14 protein-coding genes are annotated in these 21523 nt (G+C 40.8%); 9 read left to right on the top strand and 5 right to left on the bottom strand.

Features of this window, described 5'->3' with window-relative positions:
* Positions 1–177: 177 nt before the first annotated feature.
* From AAEU29_RS09065 to AAEU29_RS09045, 5 genes are all read left to right on the top strand, one after another.
* Complete coding sequence (locus AAEU29_RS09065; RefSeq protein ID WP_421973017.1) at positions 178–2490, top strand: TonB-dependent receptor; 2313 nt, start codon at positions 178–180, stop codon at positions 2488–2490.
* A 110-nt stretch (positions 2491–2600) separates the two neighbouring features.
* Complete coding sequence (locus AAEU29_RS09060; RefSeq protein WP_100914639.1) at positions 2601–3272, top strand: response regulator; 672 nt, start codon at positions 2601–2603, stop codon at positions 3270–3272.
* A gap of 447 nt (positions 3273–3719) precedes the next feature.
* Positions 3720–4532 carry a hypothetical protein gene (locus tag AAEU29_RS09055; protein WP_421973016.1) on the top strand — a complete coding sequence of 271 codons (813 nt, stop codon included), beginning with the start codon at positions 3720–3722 and terminating at the stop codon, positions 4530–4532.
* Between the two features lie 51 nt (positions 4533–4583).
* The gene (locus AAEU29_RS09050; protein WP_421973015.1) at positions 4584–5351 is read left to right on the top strand and encodes a hypothetical protein; all 768 of its coding nucleotides are present in this window, start codon (positions 4584–4586) and stop codon (positions 5349–5351) included.
* An 11-nt stretch (positions 5352–5362) separates the two neighbouring features.
* Complete coding sequence (locus AAEU29_RS09045) at positions 5363–5932, top strand: BRCT domain-containing protein (protein WP_421973014.1); 570 nt, start codon at positions 5363–5365, stop codon at positions 5930–5932.
* A gap of 176 nt (positions 5933–6108) precedes the next feature.
* Here AAEU29_RS09045 and AAEU29_RS09040 read toward each other — a convergent pair whose 3' ends face one another.
* Positions 6109–7350: an EAL and HDOD domain-containing protein gene (locus AAEU29_RS09040; protein ID WP_421973013.1), complete on the bottom strand. Its 1242-nt coding sequence runs from the start codon at positions 7348–7350 to the stop codon at positions 6109–6111.
* Between the two features lie 167 nt (positions 7351–7517).
* Positions 7518–10958 carry a PAS domain-containing hybrid sensor histidine kinase/response regulator gene (locus AAEU29_RS09035; RefSeq protein ID WP_421973012.1) on the bottom strand — a complete coding sequence of 1147 codons (3441 nt, stop codon included), beginning with the start codon at positions 10956–10958 and terminating at the stop codon, positions 7518–7520.
* 504 nt (positions 10959–11462) lie between these two features.
* Between AAEU29_RS09035 and AAEU29_RS09030 the strand changes: the two genes are divergently transcribed.
* Positions 11463–13088, top strand: coding sequence for a methyl-accepting chemotaxis protein (locus AAEU29_RS09030; RefSeq protein WP_421973011.1), 1626 nt, complete (start codon positions 11463–11465; stop codon positions 13086–13088).
* A gap of 77 nt (positions 13089–13165) precedes the next feature.
* On the opposite strand, the gene AAEU29_RS09025 is transcribed toward AAEU29_RS09030, so the two are convergent.
* The 3 genes from AAEU29_RS09025 to AAEU29_RS09015 form a co-directional block, all read right to left on the bottom strand.
* On the bottom strand, positions 13166–15211 hold the full coding sequence (locus AAEU29_RS09025; RefSeq protein WP_421973010.1) for a TonB-dependent receptor domain-containing protein: 2046 nt from the start codon (positions 15209–15211) through the stop codon (positions 13166–13168).
* An 86-nt stretch (positions 15212–15297) separates the two neighbouring features.
* On the bottom strand, positions 15298–16209 hold the full coding sequence (locus tag AAEU29_RS09020) for a DMT family transporter (protein ID WP_421973009.1): 912 nt from the start codon (positions 16207–16209) through the stop codon (positions 15298–15300).
* 231 nt (positions 16210–16440) lie between these two features.
* Complete coding sequence (locus AAEU29_RS09015) at positions 16441–17166, bottom strand: substrate-binding periplasmic protein (protein WP_421973008.1); 726 nt, start codon at positions 17164–17166, stop codon at positions 16441–16443.
* A gap of 549 nt (positions 17167–17715) precedes the next feature.
* On the opposite strand from AAEU29_RS09015, the gene AAEU29_RS09010 reads away from it, so the two are divergent.
* The 3 genes from AAEU29_RS09010 (at position 17716) to AAEU29_RS09000 (ending at position 21512) form a co-directional block, all read left to right on the top strand.
* Positions 17716–18249, top strand: a complete 534-nt coding sequence (locus tag AAEU29_RS09010) for a dihydrofolate reductase family protein (RefSeq protein WP_421973007.1) — start codon at positions 17716–17718, stop codon at positions 18247–18249.
* Positions 18249–19256 (top strand): S66 family peptidase, encoded by a 1008-nt coding sequence (locus AAEU29_RS09005; protein ID WP_421973006.1) that lies wholly within the window; start codon positions 18249–18251, stop codon positions 19254–19256. The genes AAEU29_RS09010 and AAEU29_RS09005 overlap by 1 nt, the downstream gene beginning before the upstream one ends.
* A gap of 78 nt (positions 19257–19334) precedes the next feature.
* Positions 19335–21512, top strand: coding sequence for a M3 family metallopeptidase (locus tag AAEU29_RS09000; RefSeq protein WP_421973005.1), 2178 nt, complete (start codon positions 19335–19337; stop codon positions 21510–21512).
* Positions 21513–21523 lie beyond the last annotated feature (11 nt).

Raw genomic sequence — 21523 nt, 5'->3', positions numbered from 1 at the left:
GGGTGGCGATTTAAACAATAGCACTATAGTTATACGTGAATGATTTATTATTTAAAAACAACAAATTAACAGTGGATAGTACTATAGTGCTAAAGCTATTTTAAAGATTACCCACTAGATTGGTAACTGACTTGGCTGTGCGATGTAACGTATAACAATAAAGATAGGAACAACATTATGACCAAGGCAAATATCAACAGCAGCAAACACGCTTGCCTGCGCTCACTGTCTGCAGTAAGTGGCGCTGTATTATTGGCATTAGCAACCCCTACATTTGCAAATCAACAGGAAAACGGCGAGAAAAAAGCAGAACTTGAACGCATTCAAGTAACCGCGCGTAAAACCGTCGAAAACCTTCAACAAGTGCCAGTGGCAGTTACCTCAATAGGTGCAACCGAGCTTGCCGAAAAAGGCATTGCCGAACTGATTGAAGTACAGCAATTTTCACCAAATACCACGTTGCAACGCAGCCGTGGCACAAACTCAACCATTACCGCGTTTATTCGTGGTGTAGGCCAGCAAGACCCGCTTTGGGGCTACGAGCCAGGTGTAGGTATTTACATTGATGATGTGTATTTAGCGCGCCCGCAAGGTGCCGTGCTTGATTTACTTGATGTTGAACGCGTTGAAGTATTACGCGGCCCGCAGGGCACACTGTATGGCAAAAACACCATAGGTGGCGCCATTAAGTACGTAACTAAAGAAATGACTGGCGATGCGTCATTTAATGTATCGGCAAGCGTAGGGAGTTATAACCAGCGCGATGTTAAACTAACAGGCCAATACCCACTTATTCAAGATACCCTTTATGTTGGTGTTGGTTATGCCAACTTAAACCGTGACGGGTTTGGTGAATATTTACAATCAGACTTACCAAATCAAGATACCGAAAACTACAACAAAGACGTGGAAGCTGCCCGCGTTACGCTCGAATGGCATGCCAATGACGATTTATTCTTCCGCTTAAATTGGGATAAAACCGACGATACATCAAACGCCAAAGGCGGTTATCGTTTACTACCAAGTTTATTAACAAATGCGCCAGTGCCAAATAGCGTATACGACTCCTACACCAGCTTACCAACGTGGAACAAAGTAGAGCTCGAAGGCTACAGCCTACTTGCCAACTGGGATTTAACAGATGCCACCAGCGTAAAATACGTTGCATCTAAGCGTGAAAGTTATTCGCCAACTAATATCGACTTTGATAATACACCGCTTCGTATTTTTGATGTGCCAGCTGTATATGACGACAATCAAACCAGCCATGAATTACAACTAAACCACGCAGGTGAAAACTACAAATTGGTGTCGGGCCTTTATTACTATGATGGCGAATCATGCGGCCAGTTTGAAGCCATTTTAGAAGTACTAGGTAATGCGATTTCATTGCCGGGGTTAACCCGTGAAGTGTCTGGTTGTAACAATTCATCGAGTAAAGCCGCGTATATTCAAGGCAGCTACTACTTTAACCAGCAGTGGTCGGCAACCCTTGGTGCCCGTTATACCCAAGATGAAAAAGAAGCAAACGTAAACAATGGCTTAGTATTTGCCACTGTGTACCCATACTCAGGTTGGATCCCAGGTTATGAGCGCCCAGCAGGCGAATTAGTACCAGAAGTACTTAACGATAACGAAGATTGGTCGCGCTTTACACCACGCCTTGGTGTGGAATATCAACATTCAGATGACATGATGTTTTTTGCAAGCTACGCACAAGGGTTTAAGTCAGGTACTTATAACCCACGTGCCACAACCGCAGAGCCCGCTGCCAATCCAGAAATTGTAGACTCATTTGAACTCGGTATGAAAAGCGAGTGGAACAATAACCTACGCGCCAATATCACCTTGTTCTCATTGCTGCATAAAGACCGCCAGTATATTTCGATTTTACCGGGTGAAACTTCAGCCGATCTCAACCAGCGCCTTGGCAATATTGGCCGCTCAGAGTCGCAAGGCATAGAAGCCGAATTTACTTATGTTGCCACTGACAACCTTAATTTTAATGCCTCGCTTGGTTATATCGATGCTGAATTTACTGAAGTGATCGACACAGACCCAGAAACGGGCGAAGAATTTGATAAATCAGACCAATTTGATATTGCCAACACCCCAGATTTAACCTTTAACCTCGGATTTGATTATTCCATTGAATCAACATTTGGTGACTTTGTAGTAAATGGTAACTACTACCACCGCGGCGATTATGTGCTGTTTGAAGAAGCTAGCCTACTTTCGCAAGATGCCTACGGTTTAGTGAATTTGGGTGTTACTTGGTACTCGAATGATGGCCACTGGAGCGCATCACTAACGGGTAAAAACCTCACCGACGAAGAATACCTTGTTGGTGGTTATCAATTTGTCACCCCTGATCCTACAGACCCAACGGATACAAGCAAATATACGCCGGGGTTAGGTGGTGACAATACCTTAATTGGTTATTACGGCGACCCGCGTACCGTTACGCTTACCGTTAATTACCGCTTTTAATTAACACTCCCCCTTGGGTCACCAACACCTAGTGCGGTGGCCCAGCTTTGGGGAAATGCTTGTAACCGTATTTCGAATACCTTATAACAGGAAGAATTGGAGTTAATTGGATGACAACGCAAGTGAAAGCCATTATCGCAGACGATCACCCACTATTTCGCAGCGCTTTAAGCCAAGCGGCTGCAAACTATCTCGAAAAAGACAATATTCAAGAGTGTTATGATTTAGCGAGCTTGTTTTCATTGCTGGAAACTCACCCAGAAACCGAACTTATTTTCCTCGATTTAAATATTCCTGGCGCCAAAGGTCTGCAAGGGCTCACGCAAATTCGCAACCAATACCCTGATATTTTAGTGATTATGGTATCGGCAACGGAAGACGCCAAAATTATCAACCACGCCATGGAAGCAGGTGCCTGCGCCTACATTCCAAAGTCGACCTCGCTGAGCAATATTGGCAAAGCCATTGAAGTCGTGATTGATGGCGACACTTGGCTGCCTGAAAATCTAGACCTAGAAGCCCACCCAATCGACAACGAACAAACTGAATTTGCACAAAACTTAGAAAAGCTTACGCCACAGCAATACAAGGTACTGGCAATGATTGCCGACGGCCTGTTAAACAAACAAATTGCCTATGAAATGTCAGTGCAAGAAACCACTGTAAAACAACATGTATCCGCCATTTTGCGTAAACTTGGCCTTAACAACCGCACCCAAGCCGGCATTTTATTTAATCAACTCAGTCAAGTAGATACTAAATCGGCCGAGGGCTTTGCTTGATATTCGGGCTTAGTTTAAGTGGAAAACCTCATCACAACAGATTACCAAGTCGTTAATGAGCTAATTTGGGTATTAGACAAGCTATTTACAACTTCCTGTTTATCATAAAGTCCATCCATTGGCTTCATGTTACTTTTCTTTATTACAAGATCCTTCTTTTCATCTAAAGACCGCCTGCGGCGTTCTAACTTGTTCCTGACAAATTAGTGCTTCGCCAAAGATAAAATAACCACAAATTTATCGGGAATAAATTTGAACAGCGAAGCTGGCCCGAAGGGCGAAATACAAGGATGTATTTCGTAATAGAAAGGCGACCACTCTATCAAACTATATCCTCAAAACAGCTTTGAATTTTTAGATAAAAGCGGAAGGGTATCTCAGAAACAGCCTTAAAGGCCGCAATTGAGCGAAAAGCGGTCATTGATAAAACCTTCATCAGCATGCAAAATGCATGAACAAAGCGCTTTAATTTTTGTAACGGACTACCCAATGATGACATTTGATACAACCCCGTGGCGTAATTTAACTAAACAACAAAAACAAACACGAGATGAAAAGTGGCCACTGTTTGAAGCTTGGCTTTATGAACGTGGCAAAGATGATGAAACAGATGTTTATGAAGAAATTGCTGCCTATAAACAATTTTACGATAAAGGCGATGTCCATCCTATTTATAAGCACTGGGAGTATCTTACACTTCTGCATGCCAGCCACGAGATGGCTGCTATGCATGAAGTGGTAAAATTTATGCAAAAAGGCATGTATGCTAACGGACTTTGTACTGTATATCGACAAATTTTATTTTTTAAAGACTTTGTTGAAAATGGCTTTGTTACCCGTGAACACTTATATAATTTTATTGTGGCGGTACACGGTGAGGATTACCTCGAGCATATTAAAATTTGGGCTGCTGACCCTTTTGATAAAGCGGGTCAAGTGGTTTCAGATGCAGTGATTGCACTGGGTGAATGGCGCCCATGCTATGATCCAGACCTAATTCCCTATCAATTGGTGTTTAAACACTTACTGACGGCGTTACCTTACTATAAAGCAAGTATTTCACCTTCAGGCGTCGAATATAATATTACACCCCTTTGCCGGGTGTATTCTTGGTTGCCAAATCGCCACCGAAACCCAGAACTTGCGCTGCCTTATTACCAACAAGTGATTGATCTATTACTGAGTGATAACGTTGACCCAGAAGTAAAACGCTGGAGCACGAATTTTTTAAAACAACTTGAAGCAGAAGCTGAAAGCTAATTGCAAAAAACATATATTAAAACAACAAACATAGCAGTAACGGACTACCTAATGATGATATTTGATACCACCCCGTGGCGTAATTTAACTAAACAACAAAAACAAACACGAGATGAAAAGTGGCCGCTGTTTGAAGCTTGGCTGTATGAATTAATTAAAGATGGGGAAGGAGACCCGACTATTTTCATTACAGCCCATAAGCAGTTTTATGATACAGGGGTATTAGATGAAAAATATCATCATTTTGCTTATTTGGTTCTTTTGCATGTAAGCGATGATGTTAGTGCTATGCAAGAAGTGGTTCAGCTTATGCGGCAAGAACGTTATGCCAATGGAATTTATACAGCGTATCGTCAAATTTTGTTTTATAACGAGTTTATTGAAAATGGCTTTGTTACCCGTGAACGCTTATATAATTTTATTGTGGCGGTGCACGGTGAGGATTACCTCGAACATACTAAAATTTGGGATGCCGATCCTTTTGATAAAGCGGGTCAAGTGGTTTCAGATTTATCCCAAGCTCTGTGGGACTGGCGCCCGTGTCGCGATCCAGATTTAATACCCTATCAATTGGTGTTTAAACACTTATTGACAGCGTTGCCCTACTACAAGGCAAGTATTGACTCTGTTGGTGCTGAAGCGAATATCAGACCCCTTTGCCGAGTGTATGCTTGGTTGCCAAATCGCCACCGAAACCCAGAACTTGCGCTGCCCTATTATCAACAAGTGATTGATCTATTACTGAGTGATAAAGTTGACCCAGAAGTAAAGCGCTGGAGCACGAATTTTTTAAAAGAGTTAGAAGCTGAAAAAGAATAAGGAAATTAAATATGTCGAGTACCGTGTTTGATGCAACTATCATTAATATGGATAACAAAACCGTTGCAAACAGCATAGAACAATTACTAAGTACCACACAGCTTCACAGTGTATTGCAAAACACGCACTTAACACCGCAAGCCCTAGCGTTAACAGTGCATAATAACTTTGCAACACTCAGTGCAGAGGTTGGCTCTGAAGTAGATGTGATGGTATTTGACGCCATTATCGAATATTTACAGCAAAATGGCGCAGAGGTTGAACGTGCAGAGGTATTTTTATCATCCACTGGTACTAACCACATTATTTGTTCCCCCATCGCTGACGAGGAGGTGATTGACTTTAGTGAGCAAGTCATCGGGTTTTATCAATTAGATGAAGACGAGATGGAAGAAGTCAAAGCACAACTTGAAGAAGATGGAACGCAATTCACTGATAGTATAGATAATACAACAACTTTAATTATTATTGGTGAAGATACACCAAGTGACACAGAGGCATTAAACGCTTATCAAGCAAGAGGCATAAAAGTAATTGATTACGATATGTTCTGGGATTATTTGGATAGGTACTCTATTTAAAGCAAGTTATAAGCATATTAGGGGATAAAAATTGCGCAGTTAAGGATGGGGTGCTGAACGTCAGCTAATGGCACTTTGCCGTCGTAAAGAAACTATCGATACTTTGAGTCAATAATTCATCCTAAGCAGTTTAAAACCGATTCTTTAACGTTTTAAGGCGCGAACTCTAGTCCTTCTTACCCTGATACAACCGCATACACATCATCTGCATAGGTGCGGCTTTGTTCTGCTAATTCAAAAATACTTGAGATGGGTGTTGCGGGTCGTACTTCAGCTAAAATGGATTCTGCTGTTTGCCAATTATTTTCTTCAATCGCCATTGCGATTTTTAATGCACCACCTAATAACCCTTCATAATTTAATAGCGCTCCGCTTGAATTGCTGTCTAATGAGAATTCGCTAATAACGGTATTAAGATCCATATCTAATACAGCGCCTAAAATAGACATTAAACCAATCAGGTAGCCTTCTTCGGCCATCTCAATACCGCCTGGCGCTAAAAATAACGACATAAAGCTTGCTCGCATTAAGCCAAATTTGGTCAATTCTGACGGCTTATCAACACCCAAATCACTGAGTGCTAGCACCCGAATAAACTGCCTTAGTGTGTCTTCTCCCAAATACACCACAGCCTGAGAAATCGACTTCATTTCTTGTTTATCAAGGCCAGAGCGGGCATTAACGAGTTTTAGCACGCGTGCAGTGAGACTTAAGTCTTTAGCAATCTTACTTTCGATTTCTTTGAAATTGAGATTCGGCTCCGTTGTCGATTTTAATAAATCAAACACCACCAACTTTGATGGCTCTACATTGCCATGAGTTAACATTTCGGGTTTGGCAAAAAAGAAGCCTTGAAACAAATCAACACCCGCGCCTTTTAAGTATTCAAACTCGTCGTAGGTTTCGATTCTTTCAACAACAATTTTAAGTTTTGGGTATAAACGCTTGAGTTTTTTAACTAAGGTGGTGGTTTTTATAATTGGTTGTTCTAGCTCTAATTTAACGTATGACATATGCGGCAACAAAGGCTCCCATCTTGGGTCTTTGTCATAGTCATCTAGGGCAAATTTATAGTGCTGTTTTCTGAGCGATTTCACAATTTCTAGCAATTCTTCTATATTCTGCGAGCGTTCAACAATTTCAAGCACAAGATTATCGGGTGTGATTAGTCGCGGAATTTCTTGCAGTAACGTTGTGTCAGATAAGTTTATAAATGCACAATGATTGGCAACCAATTTATCTTTACCAACTAAAATAAGTGAGTTAAAAAACACGCGTCCTGTAGCTTGTTCATCGGTAACACCAACAGGAAAGGCATTATTGTCTGAATCTCGATACAGCAACTCATAAGCAAATATTTGCTTATTTGCATCGAGAATGGCTTGTCGTGCAATAAACTGGGTTACAGGTTTCGTCATAAGTACAGCCAATTGAGTAGTGAAAGCTAACAGAGTGATTTAAATTGTATCAACTTTGATTTTGACTAAATTATCAACACTTTCATTAAGACTACGCCAGCCAAGTCGTTTGAGCAAATAGAATCTCTAAGGTTTTGAGTCAATTGAACATAGGTAATATCAGCCTTTTAAGCACATAGCTTTTTAATTAAGCGTTTTAACGCTGGCGCTTTAACTGGTTTATAAAGCAGTGGGTAACCCGCATCACTTATCAGCTCGCGTACTGATTCATCATGCTCGGCGGTATTTATTATACAAGGCACATGGCTTAAGCCGCATTTGTCGAGTAATTCCACACCGGTTGCACCATCATCTAGGTGATAATCTGCAATTATCAGCATAGGCAGTAATTTCGTCTCTTTAAGTGCCATTAACTGCGCTTCATTAGTTGCCGTTTGTACATCACAGCCCCATGTTTGCAAACGCTTTGCTAAGGCTTGTAAAACTGTTTCATCGTTATCTATCAGCCATACCGTTAAGCCAACGAAGCTAGCTGCCTGCTCTGAATTTATTGGATTAAGCGCAAGTTCTTGGCTTTGACTACCTGCCGCCGCAATTGGCAAGCGAATTGAAAACTGTGCACCTTGCCCGATATTAGACTGCAATCTCAAGTCCAAATTAAGTGCATCTGAAATACGTTTTGTAATGGCTAGACCAAGGCCTAGCCCCTGTGCTTTATCTTGCCCATCGAGTTGTTTAAATTCTTGGAAAATAAGCGTTTGATCTTCACTAGCTATACCAGGCCCGGTGTCTTTTACCGATAACTCTAAGTGCTCGCCTGCTTTCTTGGCACAAAGTGTTACCTCGCCCGATTGGGTATAACGCACCGCATTGCTTAATAAGTTTTGCACAACACGGCGCAGTAAAGTGCGGTCAGAACTGACAATCACATCATCAAATTGCGCAATAAAACTAAGCCCCTTTTCGCTGGCAAGTGCCGAAAACTCGGCACTAAGTGGGGTGAGAAGTTTGGCAATCGAGAATTCACTTTTTTCGATTTTTAAGCTGCCAGATTCAAGTTTTGTTAGCTCTAAAATACTGCTTAGTAATTCTTCCGCTGAGGTGAGCGAGTTTTTAATATTACTCGCAAGTTCTGAAAGCTCTGTCCCTTGCGACTTTTCCTCCATTACTGAGCAAAATAAGCTCGCGGCATTAAAGGGCTGCAATAAATCATGACTTGCCGCAGCAAAAAATCGGGTTTTACTTTCGGTCGCTTGGGCTAACTCTGAATTGGCCTGCGTTAATGCATGGGTGCGCTCGTTAACCTTTTGCTCAAGATTAGTATTGGCTTCTTTCAGTGCATCTTGGGTATTAACAAACTCAGTTACATCACTAAAGGTAGTTACAAAGCCACCGCTTGGCAGTGGGTTGCCTTGCATTTCAAATACCCGACCATTTTGATGATCACGCTGATATTTATAAGCACTTCCGGTTTTTAAAAAGGCTAAACGTTTAGCGATTTCGCTTTCAATGTCGTCTGCTTTGAATAATCCACGCTCGGCATTAAAGCGAATAATATCGGCAATGGGGCGGCCTATATAAAGTGCGTTTTCTGGGTAGTTAAACATGGTTTGATACACACTATTCCACGCCACTAGATTTAAATCACCATCTACCACGCTAATGCCTTGGTTAACGTTTTCTATTGTTGATTGTAATAAATCGCGATTAAATTTAAGTACTTGGCTTGCTTCATCAACAATAGTTGCCACTTCGCTCAATTGGCCATGTTGTTTGTTTTTGGCAGCAGTTAGTATCAAGTTAGCTGATGCTCCACCAATAACCGCGGCCATTTCCCTTGCTACAACGGCTTCTAATTTAGCATCTGAGGGCTTTAACCATGCAGCGCCGCGTTCTGGAAAATAATGCTGAATAATTTGCTGCCCGGTTGTTTCATCCACAAAACGCAGCAATAACCGGCTTAATTCATCAACACTTAGCTGGTGCTTGGTGTTATTTGCGTGGTGTTGCTCTACCGAAAATACAAACTTTTCAGCTTGCAGTTGCTCGGCTACTTCTGCGCCGCGTTTGAGTGAAATATACACAAACACTAAAGTGTTAAAGGTAAGAGATAGCAATAAGGTTTGTGAAATACTATCAAGACCAAGCCCCAATAAATCCGCAGGTGCCAAAAAGCCTAAACCAAATGGGCCAAATTGCAGCCAGGGTGATTGCCAATTTAAACTGGTAGCAATCGATGGTAATAATAAGCTGTAAGCCCATACTGAAAAGCCCGTTAAAATGGCGTATTTTGCCGCTTTGCGTGAGGCACTTCGCCATACCAAACCCAGTAACAAAGCGGGAGCAAACTGCGCCACTAAGGTGAACGACATTAACCCGACATTTGCCAAACTATTGGTGCCACTTAGCAGCTTATGGCAAAAATAACTGGCAATTAGCACGCCCAATATCACCGCTTTGCGCGCGAGTAAAATACCCTCTGGCGATAAGCCCGACTGCGTGTTTTTAGCTTTGCTTTTGGTTAAGAGTAATGGGTTAATTATATCGTTAGTGATCATCACAGAAAGCACAATTGCAGATAAAATCACCATGCTAATGGCCGCTGAAAAACCACCTAAATAGGCTGTCAACGCTAAGCCTTGGTTATCAAATGCCAGCGGCAGCGCCAGCACAAAAGTATCAAATGCAACGCTTTGTTGATCAAGTAATAACAGCCCTGCATAACCAATCGGTAGCGTACATATATTGAGAAGCAGTAAATAAAGCGGGAAGATCCAACGCGCCTTTTTAATATCGGTTTTATCATCTCGTTCAACAAAGCTGACATGAAACTGGCGCGGTAAACACAACATCGCCAATAAACCCAAAATCATATGGCTGATATAGACATAATTTGCGCTGCCGCGCTCGGCAACTTGGCTTTGCAACTCAGCACTTTTTGCTGCTTGCATTAGTTCACTAGGGCTTTCAAATAAACCAAAGCAGACATACAAACCAATCGCTAAAAAGGCAAATAGTTTGAGTAGTGATTCAAATGCAATGGAGTTCATTAACCCTAAATTATGAGCATTGGGGCGCAGCTTATTTGCACCAAACAAAATAGCAAATACTGCCAAGACTAACGTGATATAAAACGTACCGTCTTGAAAAATAGACTGAGTAGCCTCTGTGCTATTTCCTGCAATTAGCTGTGTACTTTGGCTAATGGCGCTTAATTGCAGCGAAATATAAGGAATAATAGCAAATACAGAGATAGTGGTAATAATACTGGCCAGTGAGCTAGATTGCCCGTAGCGTGTAGCAATAAAATCGGAAATAGACGTAATTTTATGAGTTTGGCAAATTTCACTGATCTTTAAATACACTTGCCAACCAAAAATAAACAACAGCAAACTACCGACATAGGTCGGCGCAAGCCACCAGCCATTATTCGCAGCCTGCGCTGTGGTGCCATAAAATGACCAAGAGGTACAATAAACCGCTAACGTTAAACCATACACCAGCGATTTAAATGACTGAACTTTGTATTTTTCACTAAAATAGGCAATCGCAAATAACACTGCCAAATAGACAAATGCAATTGCACTAACAGACCAAATTGTAAGCATTATTATCGTTATTATAAGAGCGCATAATCTTAGACTAAGCGAAAAGCACGTAATAATCTCGTATAACTTTAGTTCTAAGCTATAAACTCAATTAGATACTTGCCGCTTGTGAAGAACAGCTTATTTCGGTAACTAGCTACTAACCCATCACATATCAATTACTTATATTGCAATAGTTGCATCAATTAGTTATTTAAAACTTATTGTTCTTAAAAATTAAAAAATAATTATTAGCCTTTTTAAATTTTTGATCAAAATCAATAACCCTTTGAATTTTAGAAATTGTTTCGTTTAATTTATAAATATTAAATTTAATATAAACGCAACAATGTACTTTTCACAACAATAAGCCATACTTAGCTATGGTTTATGACGTTGTTTTGTTTGCAGCATGGAACAGGGAGGGCAAGATAAACAAAGCATTCATGTCGAAGGGTATTAATCAATAACCTGACGTAACTGCTTAAGTGAACTAAGCGTTACCACTTAGTAAGGGTAACCCATATGCTCAATACTGTTAGTGTAAAAACCAGACTCACCATTTTAATTACTGTGCCAATTGTGGCTTTTATTGGCCTTGTGTTTGTTACGCTTGTGCTTACCAAATCACTTGTGTCTGGTATTCAAAGTATTAATAACGACCGTGTTGTACCGCTTAAACAAATCAAAGTGGTATCTGATAACTACGCGGTAAGTATTGTTGATAATCTACATAAATTTAATGCCAAGTTGATAACAAAAAGCCAGTTAGTGAATGCCATTGAGGGTGCTGAAAAAGTCGCAAAAGAAAACTGGCAAGCTTACTTACAAACAGAACTCACCCCTGAAGAGTCACGCCTTATTCAAACTAGCGAAAAACTATTTGATAAAGTTAAACAAAAAGTGAATTGGTATAAAAACCAACTTGCTACTAATCAGCCACTTGCAAGCTCTTCTGACATGTTTGTTAAAGAAATGTACGATGTATTTGACCCTTTTAGTACCAGTTTAAATGACTTAATTGATCTGCAGCTTAATACTTCTCAAGAATTCACTGACAGCGCTACAGCCAATTACCAATCGAAACAAACAAGCCTAATTATTGCGTGTATCGTGTTATTAATTGCAACAACCGTGATGGCGCTGGCTATTTATAAATCGATTATCACTCCGCTTAGAAATATTGGTGCAACAATGGCAAATATTGCTGACAACACTGACTTAACTCTGCGTGTTGATGAAACGGGAAACGATGAGTTTTCAAGTACCGCGGTCAGTGTGAACACCATGATAAGCCACTTTCAATCGTTGATTGAAGAACTGCTAAACGCCGTAAAAACGCTGAGCTCTGAATCAGAACAAATGTCGCGAAACAGCAGTCAAGTAGCCGCTACAACCGAGCAACAAGAGCATCAAACCGCAATGATAGCAACGGCAATTACCGAGATGAGTGCAGCTATAGGTGAAGTTGCATCAAATGCCGTGACTACATCGCATAAAGCCAACGAATCAGACGACACTGCAAGACATGGTTTGGCAAAAGTTCAAGAGAATATCGATTCCATTAACCAATTAAACGACGTTATTCGTCATACCAAAGAAGACATTGATTTACTGAGCGAAAAAAGTAATGAAATTAACTCTGTAGTACAAATTATTCAAAGTGTAGCAGAGCAAACTAACTTACTGGCACTAAATGCAGCGATTGAAGCAGCACGGGCAGGTGAGTCAGGCAGAGGGTTTGCCGTGGTAGCCGATGAAGTTCGCCAACTGGCTCATAATACGCAAAAAGCAACAGAGCAAATCAGCTCAATGATTGTCGCATTGCAAGATGCCTCCCAGCGCGCAGTTTCAAGCATGGAAGATGCATCAAACAAAGCAAACCACAGTGTAGAAATTGCAGCAGCCTCAGCAAGTTCAATTAAATCAATTGCTGATGCTATCACTGAAATTGCCGACATGAATATTGTGGTTTCTACTTCTACCGAAGAACAAACTACCGTTGCGGCTGAGATTTCGCAAAACATTAATGAATTCAGTGACAGTATTCGCAGCGTGACTATAAGCGCATCGGATATGGCGCAAACAGGGCGCACGCTCTCTGAGCTATCAGGTAAACTGAATAACGATATAAGTATTTTTAAAGTATAAGCAATTAAGGCTTTAGCCGCTTAATATCGATTGTTTAATGGTAAAACAAAAAAGGAGCATTTAAGCTCCTTTTTTAATTATAGGCTGTAGTTAAAACCGACAAAAACATTGCGGCCTACTTCAGGCACAGCTTCACCCACTTTAATGCTACTTCCCATGGCACGATTAACACCATTTAAATGCGGGCTATACGCTTTATCTAATAAATTAGAGATACCAAAGTTTAAGCGTAGCTGCGTATTCACATCGTAATCTAATTGCCAATCAAGAGTACCGTAACCTGCTGATTCTTTCTCATTATTCAGCTCGCTGACATGTGTTTGTTTAGCATACGCACTGATGGTTAACTGAGACTGCCAATTGCCCTCTCGATAATATGCTGTAATTCGCGCATTTAATGGTGCAATACGGTATAAATCGTCATTTATATCGTCGCGTTTTCCTTTTACATAGCTCACCACACTGGTAAATTGCCATGCATTGTTTAAACGCCAAGCCATATTAATGTCACCACCATATAAATAGGCATCAATATTATTAAACTGTAGCGGTGCCTCCCCTGCCATCATGTTGCCAACCATATTGGCCGCCATATTTTGTGAAGGTGTGCCTTGAATATAGTCGTCAATTTGATGATAAAAAATTTGCGGCGAAATGCTAAGGCCATTTTTTTGATATTGCCATGCCAGATTCACTTGATAGGCGGTTTCAGGGTTTAAATTGATATTACCAATATAGGTTTTCCCATCTGCCAAACCGCCTGTTGCCTGCATTGGCAACCATAAATAACGTTGCTGATACGAAGCCGCGCGCTGCTTAAAACCAAAACTAAGTTCACTAGCGAAATAGTCGGTATGTTGCAACTTACCTGAGTAGCTAATATCAACTGTGGTATCAGAGACACTGCGATCTGCATTATTAAACTGCTCTTGCAACGCCTTAATGTGTGGGTTCATCATTGCCATAGAGCTTGAAACAATCCCAGCATCAGCTTGATTATATTTAATACGTGCACCGACTAAATGCCTCAGTTTATTGGCTTTTGCTTGCCACTCGGCAAATAAAGAATGGCGGTTATCTTCAACGTGATTGAAGTTCTCAACAAAAAACATTGCGTTGTTTGGGTTAGTGATAAGCGAGCCGTGTTCGCTAACATACCCCTCTAAACCGAATTGCCACTGGTCAAATTTTGCAGCCGCAAAGTAACTTAGGTTCTCAACATCCGTTGTGTTATATCGGTGTTTTTGACCATTGTTATTAAGCCTTTGTGAAAAATTATCCATCCCATGTTCTGCTTGATGGTAAGCAACGTAGGAATCAACGGATATGTCATTAATGTTAGTTTGATAATCAAGCTTAACGCGATCACTTTCCACATAATCAATGTCCATTGGCAGCGCAACAGTACCTGTTGGTTTGGTATCGGTTCGTTGCCAAATTAGTCCGATGCTTGAAGCATGATTGCGATACGCTGCATCAATACCATACTGCAATCGTTCTACTTGTGATGAATGTACTTCTCTGCTAACACCGTCCTGATAATCATCAGCATTTTGTAAGGCAACATAACTGTTCACTGCAAATGAATCAAAACCGGCACCTGCAACAGCAGATAAATTGTAACCATCAAAGTTATTAAGATAGGTACCCGTTACAGCCAAATTACGCTCGTGACTTGCAATATCTGCTGCTCGTTTTTGATGCACTTTTACCACACCGCCAATTGAGTCTAGCGCACTGCTTACCGGGGCAATACCTCGGTAGACATCAACTGACTCAATTAGTAAAGGTGATGCATAACTTAGCGGCGCATCCATCGCATTTGGGCCTGCGCCTATTTGCTTAACACCATCAATTGCAACCGCAACTTGGTCGCCATAATATCCACGATATTGAGCTATACCGGAAATTTGGCCATTTTTATTGGCATTTGCCCCCGGTACCGAAAGCAACCAATCGGACACATCAGGTAAAGAGACACTGGCAGTTGCCTGCTCAGTCGAGATTTCGAATTGTTGTATCTGAGTCGAAACCGTAATTACTTCCATTTCACCATTTGCCAATACAAACGTAGATGGAACCGAGAGAATACATAAGGTAATTGCGTTTAAGGTGCTTTTCATAAAAAATTTCCGTATACAAACTAACGCAAATTTTCTGTAATCTGATTACTAAAGACAAAGCCAAAAGCGCAAACTGCGACAATATGTCACAGTTTGCTTGGCGCGTGTAAATCCCCTTTACGTTTTTTAAAAAAACGCATAGGTGAAAAGCCGGTTACTAACATAGTACCGAGTAGAACAGTGATGATGCCGACAACCACATTAAAGGTTAATGCCTCACCTAACACAATGTAACCCCAAATTGCAGCAAACCCAGGAATTAAAAAAGTCACTGACAGTGCCGACGCTGAGCCAATTTCTGCCACTAAATCAAAGTAAAAAATAAGTGCCACACCAGTACAAACAATACCTAATATAACCACTGCTAGCCATTCATCGGTTGAAGGCATTTGATTCATTGGGAAAAACGGTAGCAATGGAATAAGTAAAATAACTGTTGCCCACAAACTACCATGAGAGGTATCAAAACCTGAGACTTGGTGTTTTACGTGCTTGGTATAATTTGTAGCAATGCCATAACACATAGCAGCAAATGTTGCGGCAAATATCGCATTTAAGCTTTGGCTATTTATCATTTCAGGGGCTAATCCCACCATAAGAATGACACCTAAAATGCCAAGACCTAAGCCACACCACCCCTGTTTAGAAATTTTTTCACCATGCCATATTCGCCCTATTAAGCTGCCCCAAATTGGCGCTGTGGCATTTAAAATTGCGAGCATTGCAACCGTGAGTGTTTGCGCTGCATAGGCAAATAGCATCCAAGGTATTGCTGAATTAAAAAGCCCGACAAAAAAGTAGTGCCGCCATAATCCTTTCATTACTACTTTTCGGCGCATAAAAATTGCCATCAACGAGAGGCTTAATGCAGCAAATAACACGCGTGCTTCAATTAAAAATACTGGTGCAAAACTGTCAACCGCAATACGAATAAGTAAAAATGACGCACCCCAAATAGCAGCAAGCACAAGTAACAAAAAGAACTGTCTATTAGTCATGTTTAAGGCCTTTTAAATCATGGTGTAAAAAGCCTAAGCAGGTAAATAGACGGCTAATACTGAATCGAAGAAATGAGTTTAACGACTTAACACTATTAGAAATTAAAATGTGTAAAAGCCAGTTTAAACCGCCAAACTCCTTTGTTGTAAAAGCAAAAGGAAAGGGCGTTAAAATAACGTACTTCATAAAATACATAAGCAAGAACAGGGGGCTTAAGCATACTCGAAAAGCTAGGGTTTCGTCCCATATTTTGCGTAAATTTTCTCTATTTCACCGTTTTCTGACATTTCATGTAAAACACGGCTAAGCTCTTGCTGAAGCGAGGATAAGTTGGGTTGTAAACGCATGGCGACGGGTAATTCACTGACAGTCATCACCGGTGCTAAGTGGATTTTATGGTTTACTTTTTGGTAATAAAGCGCGGTTGCTTCACCCATGATGGCATAATCAATTCGGCCATGATTTATTTGCGTTAATAACTCGAGTTCAGAGCGCGCATCGACTTTTAAAATTTTATTTTCAGCAAAGTGTTGTTCAAATGATCCATAGCGATAGCCCCGAACAACGCCTAACACTTTACCGTAAAGATCCCCCGGAGCTTTCTCTTGATTGCGTGTTTTACTGATCACAACTTCGCGAGAAGAAGCATAAAAGTCACTATAAATACCAGGCGTTTTTGTATGACGACGCCAAAGAGGATTGACCCCAGGTTCAATATCTATCTTGCCTTGATCAAATAAATTAAGGCCTCGGGCAACAGAAAAATTTACAAAATTAAACTGATGGCCTGTTAATTCTGAGATACGGTTAAAGATATCAGGGAAAATCCCCTTCACTTTTTTGTTTTCAACAAAACTATAAGGGGGGTTGGCGCTGTGATAACTGAGCACGGTATAGCTTTCTGCTTTTAACAAAAAACTAAATAAGCAGCCTATAAGAAGCAATGAGCGAAACATCTTATCTCCCTTTATTAACAACATTAAGTATAGAAGTTGATGAACAATTCGCTCGTTTAAAATTTTAGCTAAGACTAGTGCGCTTACTTATTAAAAAAAGGCTGCATTGTGATGCTTTTTATTCCTAATTAATTAGTTAGCTAACAACTTTAAACAACTAACAGTTATTAGCACCATTAATATTTTTGCGTTAAGTTAGGGTCTGTTGTTCTTTGTTTAATAATTCAGCTGAGAGCTAAAATCGCCTTGTTTAAGATGGTATATAGTGAGGTTAACTAATCTAAATGCGATATTTTTGACGCATAAAAAGTCGATTATAACCTCATCCCTAAAGGGCAATGGCTATTGATTCCGCTACCGGCATTGGCACTTCACTCATTTAGCATGCTAAATCACGTTTATGCCACTTTGCTATCGGAATAAATATCCTATTGCTGAAAATATCAACAAAGATAAACAGACCCTTTTGTTCACTTTGGCTATGCTTTTTTTGAGCCAAATAAAATAACAATTCCAATAAGTTTTGGTTCAACAGAAGAAGACACTGAGATGGCAAATAAAGTATTTATTGCAACAAGCTTAGATGGCTATATCGCTGATAAAGATAATAAAATTGATTGGTTACATCAATTACCAAACCCAACTGGAGATGACCTTGGTTTTGATGCTTTTTTCGAAGGCATTGATGCCTTACTAATGGGCAGAAACACCTTTGAAATGGTACTTTCTTTTGATGTTGATTGGCCTTATAGCAAACCAGTATTTGTTCTTACCAACACATTAACGCAAGTACCCAAAGGCTTTGAAGGCAAAGTTTTTTTAGTTAATGGTGAGCTGCAAAACATCGTTAAAAATTTAACTGAACTTGGCTATCACAACTTATACATCGACGGTGGCAAAACCATTCAAAGCTTTTTAAAAGAAGACCTGGTTGATGAAATGATCCTGACACGAATTCCTGTTCTTTTAGGTGGTGGTTATCCATTATTTGGTGATTTACCCGAACCTTTAGGCTTTAAACTATTGGAAAGTCAGATGTATATCGATACAGTGGTGCAAAACCATTATGTAAGAGATAGGTAATGCAGTATCCCAATGCACTGATTGCAGGCAGTAAAATTGCTGTTTGTGCATTTTCGTCTGGCGTGGCTGAAGCATTTCAGCCAAGATTAACCTTGGCACTAACCCATTTTGAGGCATTAGGCTTTAAGCTTGTGCTAGACCCTAATTTAAACCATAACCACCAGCATGTCAGCGCACCTAAAGAAATACGTGCCTCACAACTAATGCAGTACCTTCTTGATGACAGTATTGATGCCATTCTGCCGCCATGGGGCGGTGAATTTGCAATGGAATTACTCGATTTACTTGATTATGACAAGTTAGCAGCGGCTAAACCAAAATGGATTATTGGTTTTTCAGATGTCAGTACCTTGCAAATTGCCCTTTCCACTCGCCTAGGTTGGGCGAGCATGCACACAGCTAACTTAATGCAGCTTGTTCCCAATCAGCAAGATGATGTAACACAGGCGTTTTTCCGCGCAATTACTTTGGGTAAAGGGGAATGTTTTTCTCAGACCCCATCTAACTATTTTGAGAAAGAACATAGCAATATCATTGAAAACCCAGAAACTCCCTATAATTTAACTGAACGGACAAACTGGCAAACCTTAAACTGGCCCAATAAAAGCGTTTCTGGACGGTTAATTGGCGGTTGTTTAGATACCATTATTTTTACCTTAGATAGCCCTTATTTTGACCTTGCAAGCTTTTGCGAAAGCTACCAGCAAGATGGCGTTATTTTATACATTGAAAACGCCGAATTATCACCAACGGCATGGCTTCGCGCATTGTTGATGCTAAAGTTTAGAGGGCACTTATCACGTATCAATGCACTTTTAATTGGCCGTCATGCTGGAGCAATTGTCGATAAACAGTTAGATTTTCACCAAGCGTTAAAACAAGCTGAAATTCACATACCTATTATGTTTGATATGGATATTGGCCACCAAGCACCTAACCTCACGCTTATCAATGGCGCACTCTGCGAGATAACTCCTGAGCTTGAGCTTAAGCAAACGCTCATTTAACGCAAAAACATTGTACTTAAGCGTAAAGCTTTTTAGCATGCGTTAGTGCGCTCAAAAATAGAATATTAGGAACATACAATGAAAAAACGTAACCTTTCGCTTGTTGCGATAGCGACGGTATTCGCTTTATCGGGCTGCGGCGAAAAGTCAGCACCTAGTGCAACAAATACCGCTCCTGTAGTCGAGCAGACAATTGCTGCAGAAAATAAAAACGATAATGCGATTCTTGCTGAATTCAGCGGCCCTTATAATGGGGTGCCAGCATTTGATAAAGTTAAATTGAGCGAACTAAAGCCTGCATTTGATGCAGCAATGGCGCAGAAATTGGCTGAAGTAGATGCAATTGCAAATAACCCTGAACCGGCAACTTTTGAAAATACTATTGCTGCATTAGAGCGCTCAGGTAGTTTATTAAGCCGCGTTTACACTTACTATGGCATTTGGCGCTCAAACGTATCAAGCGCAGAATTCCGCGCTATTCAAAAAGAAATGGCGCCAAAGCTTTCGGCTTTCAATTCAAAAATTACGCAAAACGAAAAGCTTTTTGCACGTATTAAAAACGTGTATGAAAGCGAAGCTCTTAAGTCACTTTCAGCAGAGCAACAACGCGTTACTTGGTTAACTTACAACAGCTTCGCACGTAATGGCGCTACCCTAGACAAACCATCAAAAGCACGCTTTGCAGAAATCAACCAAGAACTTGCAGGCCTTCACACTAAGTTTGCTAACAACGTATTAGCAGATGAAGAAAACTATGTAGTATTTTTAACGCAAGAGCAGCTTTCTGGATTACCTGAATCACTGGTTTCTGCCGCAAAAGCTGCTGCGAAAGAGCGTGGCAAACCAGAGCTGTTTGCTATCACTAACTCTCGCTCGTCAATGGATCCGTTTTTAACCTACTCAGATGAACGCGCACTGCGTGAACAAGTATGGAAAAACTACTACAACCGTGGCGGTAATGGTGATGAGTACGATAACAATCAAACCATTAAAGACATCCTAACGCTTCGTCACGAGCGTATGCAGTTATTAGGTTACGAAAACTACGCACAGTGGCGTTTAGAAGACCGTATGGCAAAAACGCCTGAAAATGCTAAAGCATTAATGGATAAAGTATGGCCAGCGGCAATTGCGCGTGTTGAGGAAGAAGTTGCTGATATGCAAGCGATTGCTGACAGCGAAGGCGCAAATATTAAGATTGCACCATGGGATTATCGCTATTACGCAGAAAAAGTACGTAAAGCCAAATATGATCTTGATTCAAACGAAGTTAAGCAGTATTTACAGCTAGATAAACTACGTGAAGCAATGTTTTATGTTGCAGGTCGCTTATTTAATTTTGACTTTAAAGAAGTGGCTGCAGGCTCAGTACCTGTTTTCCATGAAGATGTGCGCGTATGGGATGTTACAGACAAAACCACTGGCGAGCACATTGGCCTTTGGTACCTTGATCCGTTCGGCCGTAAGGGTAAGCGCTCTGGTGCGTGGGCAACAACCTATCGCAGCCACACGACATTTGATGGTAAGAAAACCGTATTGTCATCAAATAACTCTAACTTTGTTAAAGGCCCTGAAGGTGAGCCAACACTGATATCTTGGTCAGATGCTGAAACCTATTTCCATGAGTTTGGTCATGCGCTGCACTTCTTATCAGCGACAGTTGCTTACCCTAAATCTCATTCAGGTGTGCGTGATTACACTGAGTTCCAATCGCAATTACTTGAGCGCTGGTTAACAACTGATGAAGTGATTAACAACTACTTAGTTCACTACAAAACGGGTGAAGCAATGCCTAAAGAGCTAGTGGCTAAAATCAAGAAGTCAGCAACCTTTAATCAAGGCTTTAAAACGACAGAATATTTAGCATCGGCAATTATGGATATGCTTTATCACACAACCGATCCGGCAAAGATTGACCCAGCTAAATTTGAAAAAGAGCAGCTGGATGCGATTGGTATGCCAAATGAACTTGTGATGCGCCACCGCAGCACGCATTTTGGTCACATTTTCTCAGGTGAAGGCTATTCAGCAGGTTATTATGGCTACTTATGGGCGGAAGTACTGACATCAGATGCATCGGAAGCATTTGCTGAGGCGCCAGGTGGTTTTTACGATAATGCGTTAGCTGACAAACTTGTTAAGCACTTATTCTCTATCCGTAATGCAATAGACCCAGCAGAGGCATATCGTTTATTTAGAGGACGTGATGCTGAAGTTGAAGCGCTGATGCGTGACCGTGGTTTTCCGGTAAAATAACCGAGTAATTC

It is taken from the genome of Pseudoalteromonas aquimarina, assembly GCF_049257255.1.
GTDB lineage: Bacteria > Pseudomonadota > Gammaproteobacteria > Enterobacterales > Alteromonadaceae > Pseudoalteromonas.
Note: the sequence above shows the minus strand (reverse complement) of the source record. Positions and strands in the feature narration are given on the sequence as shown.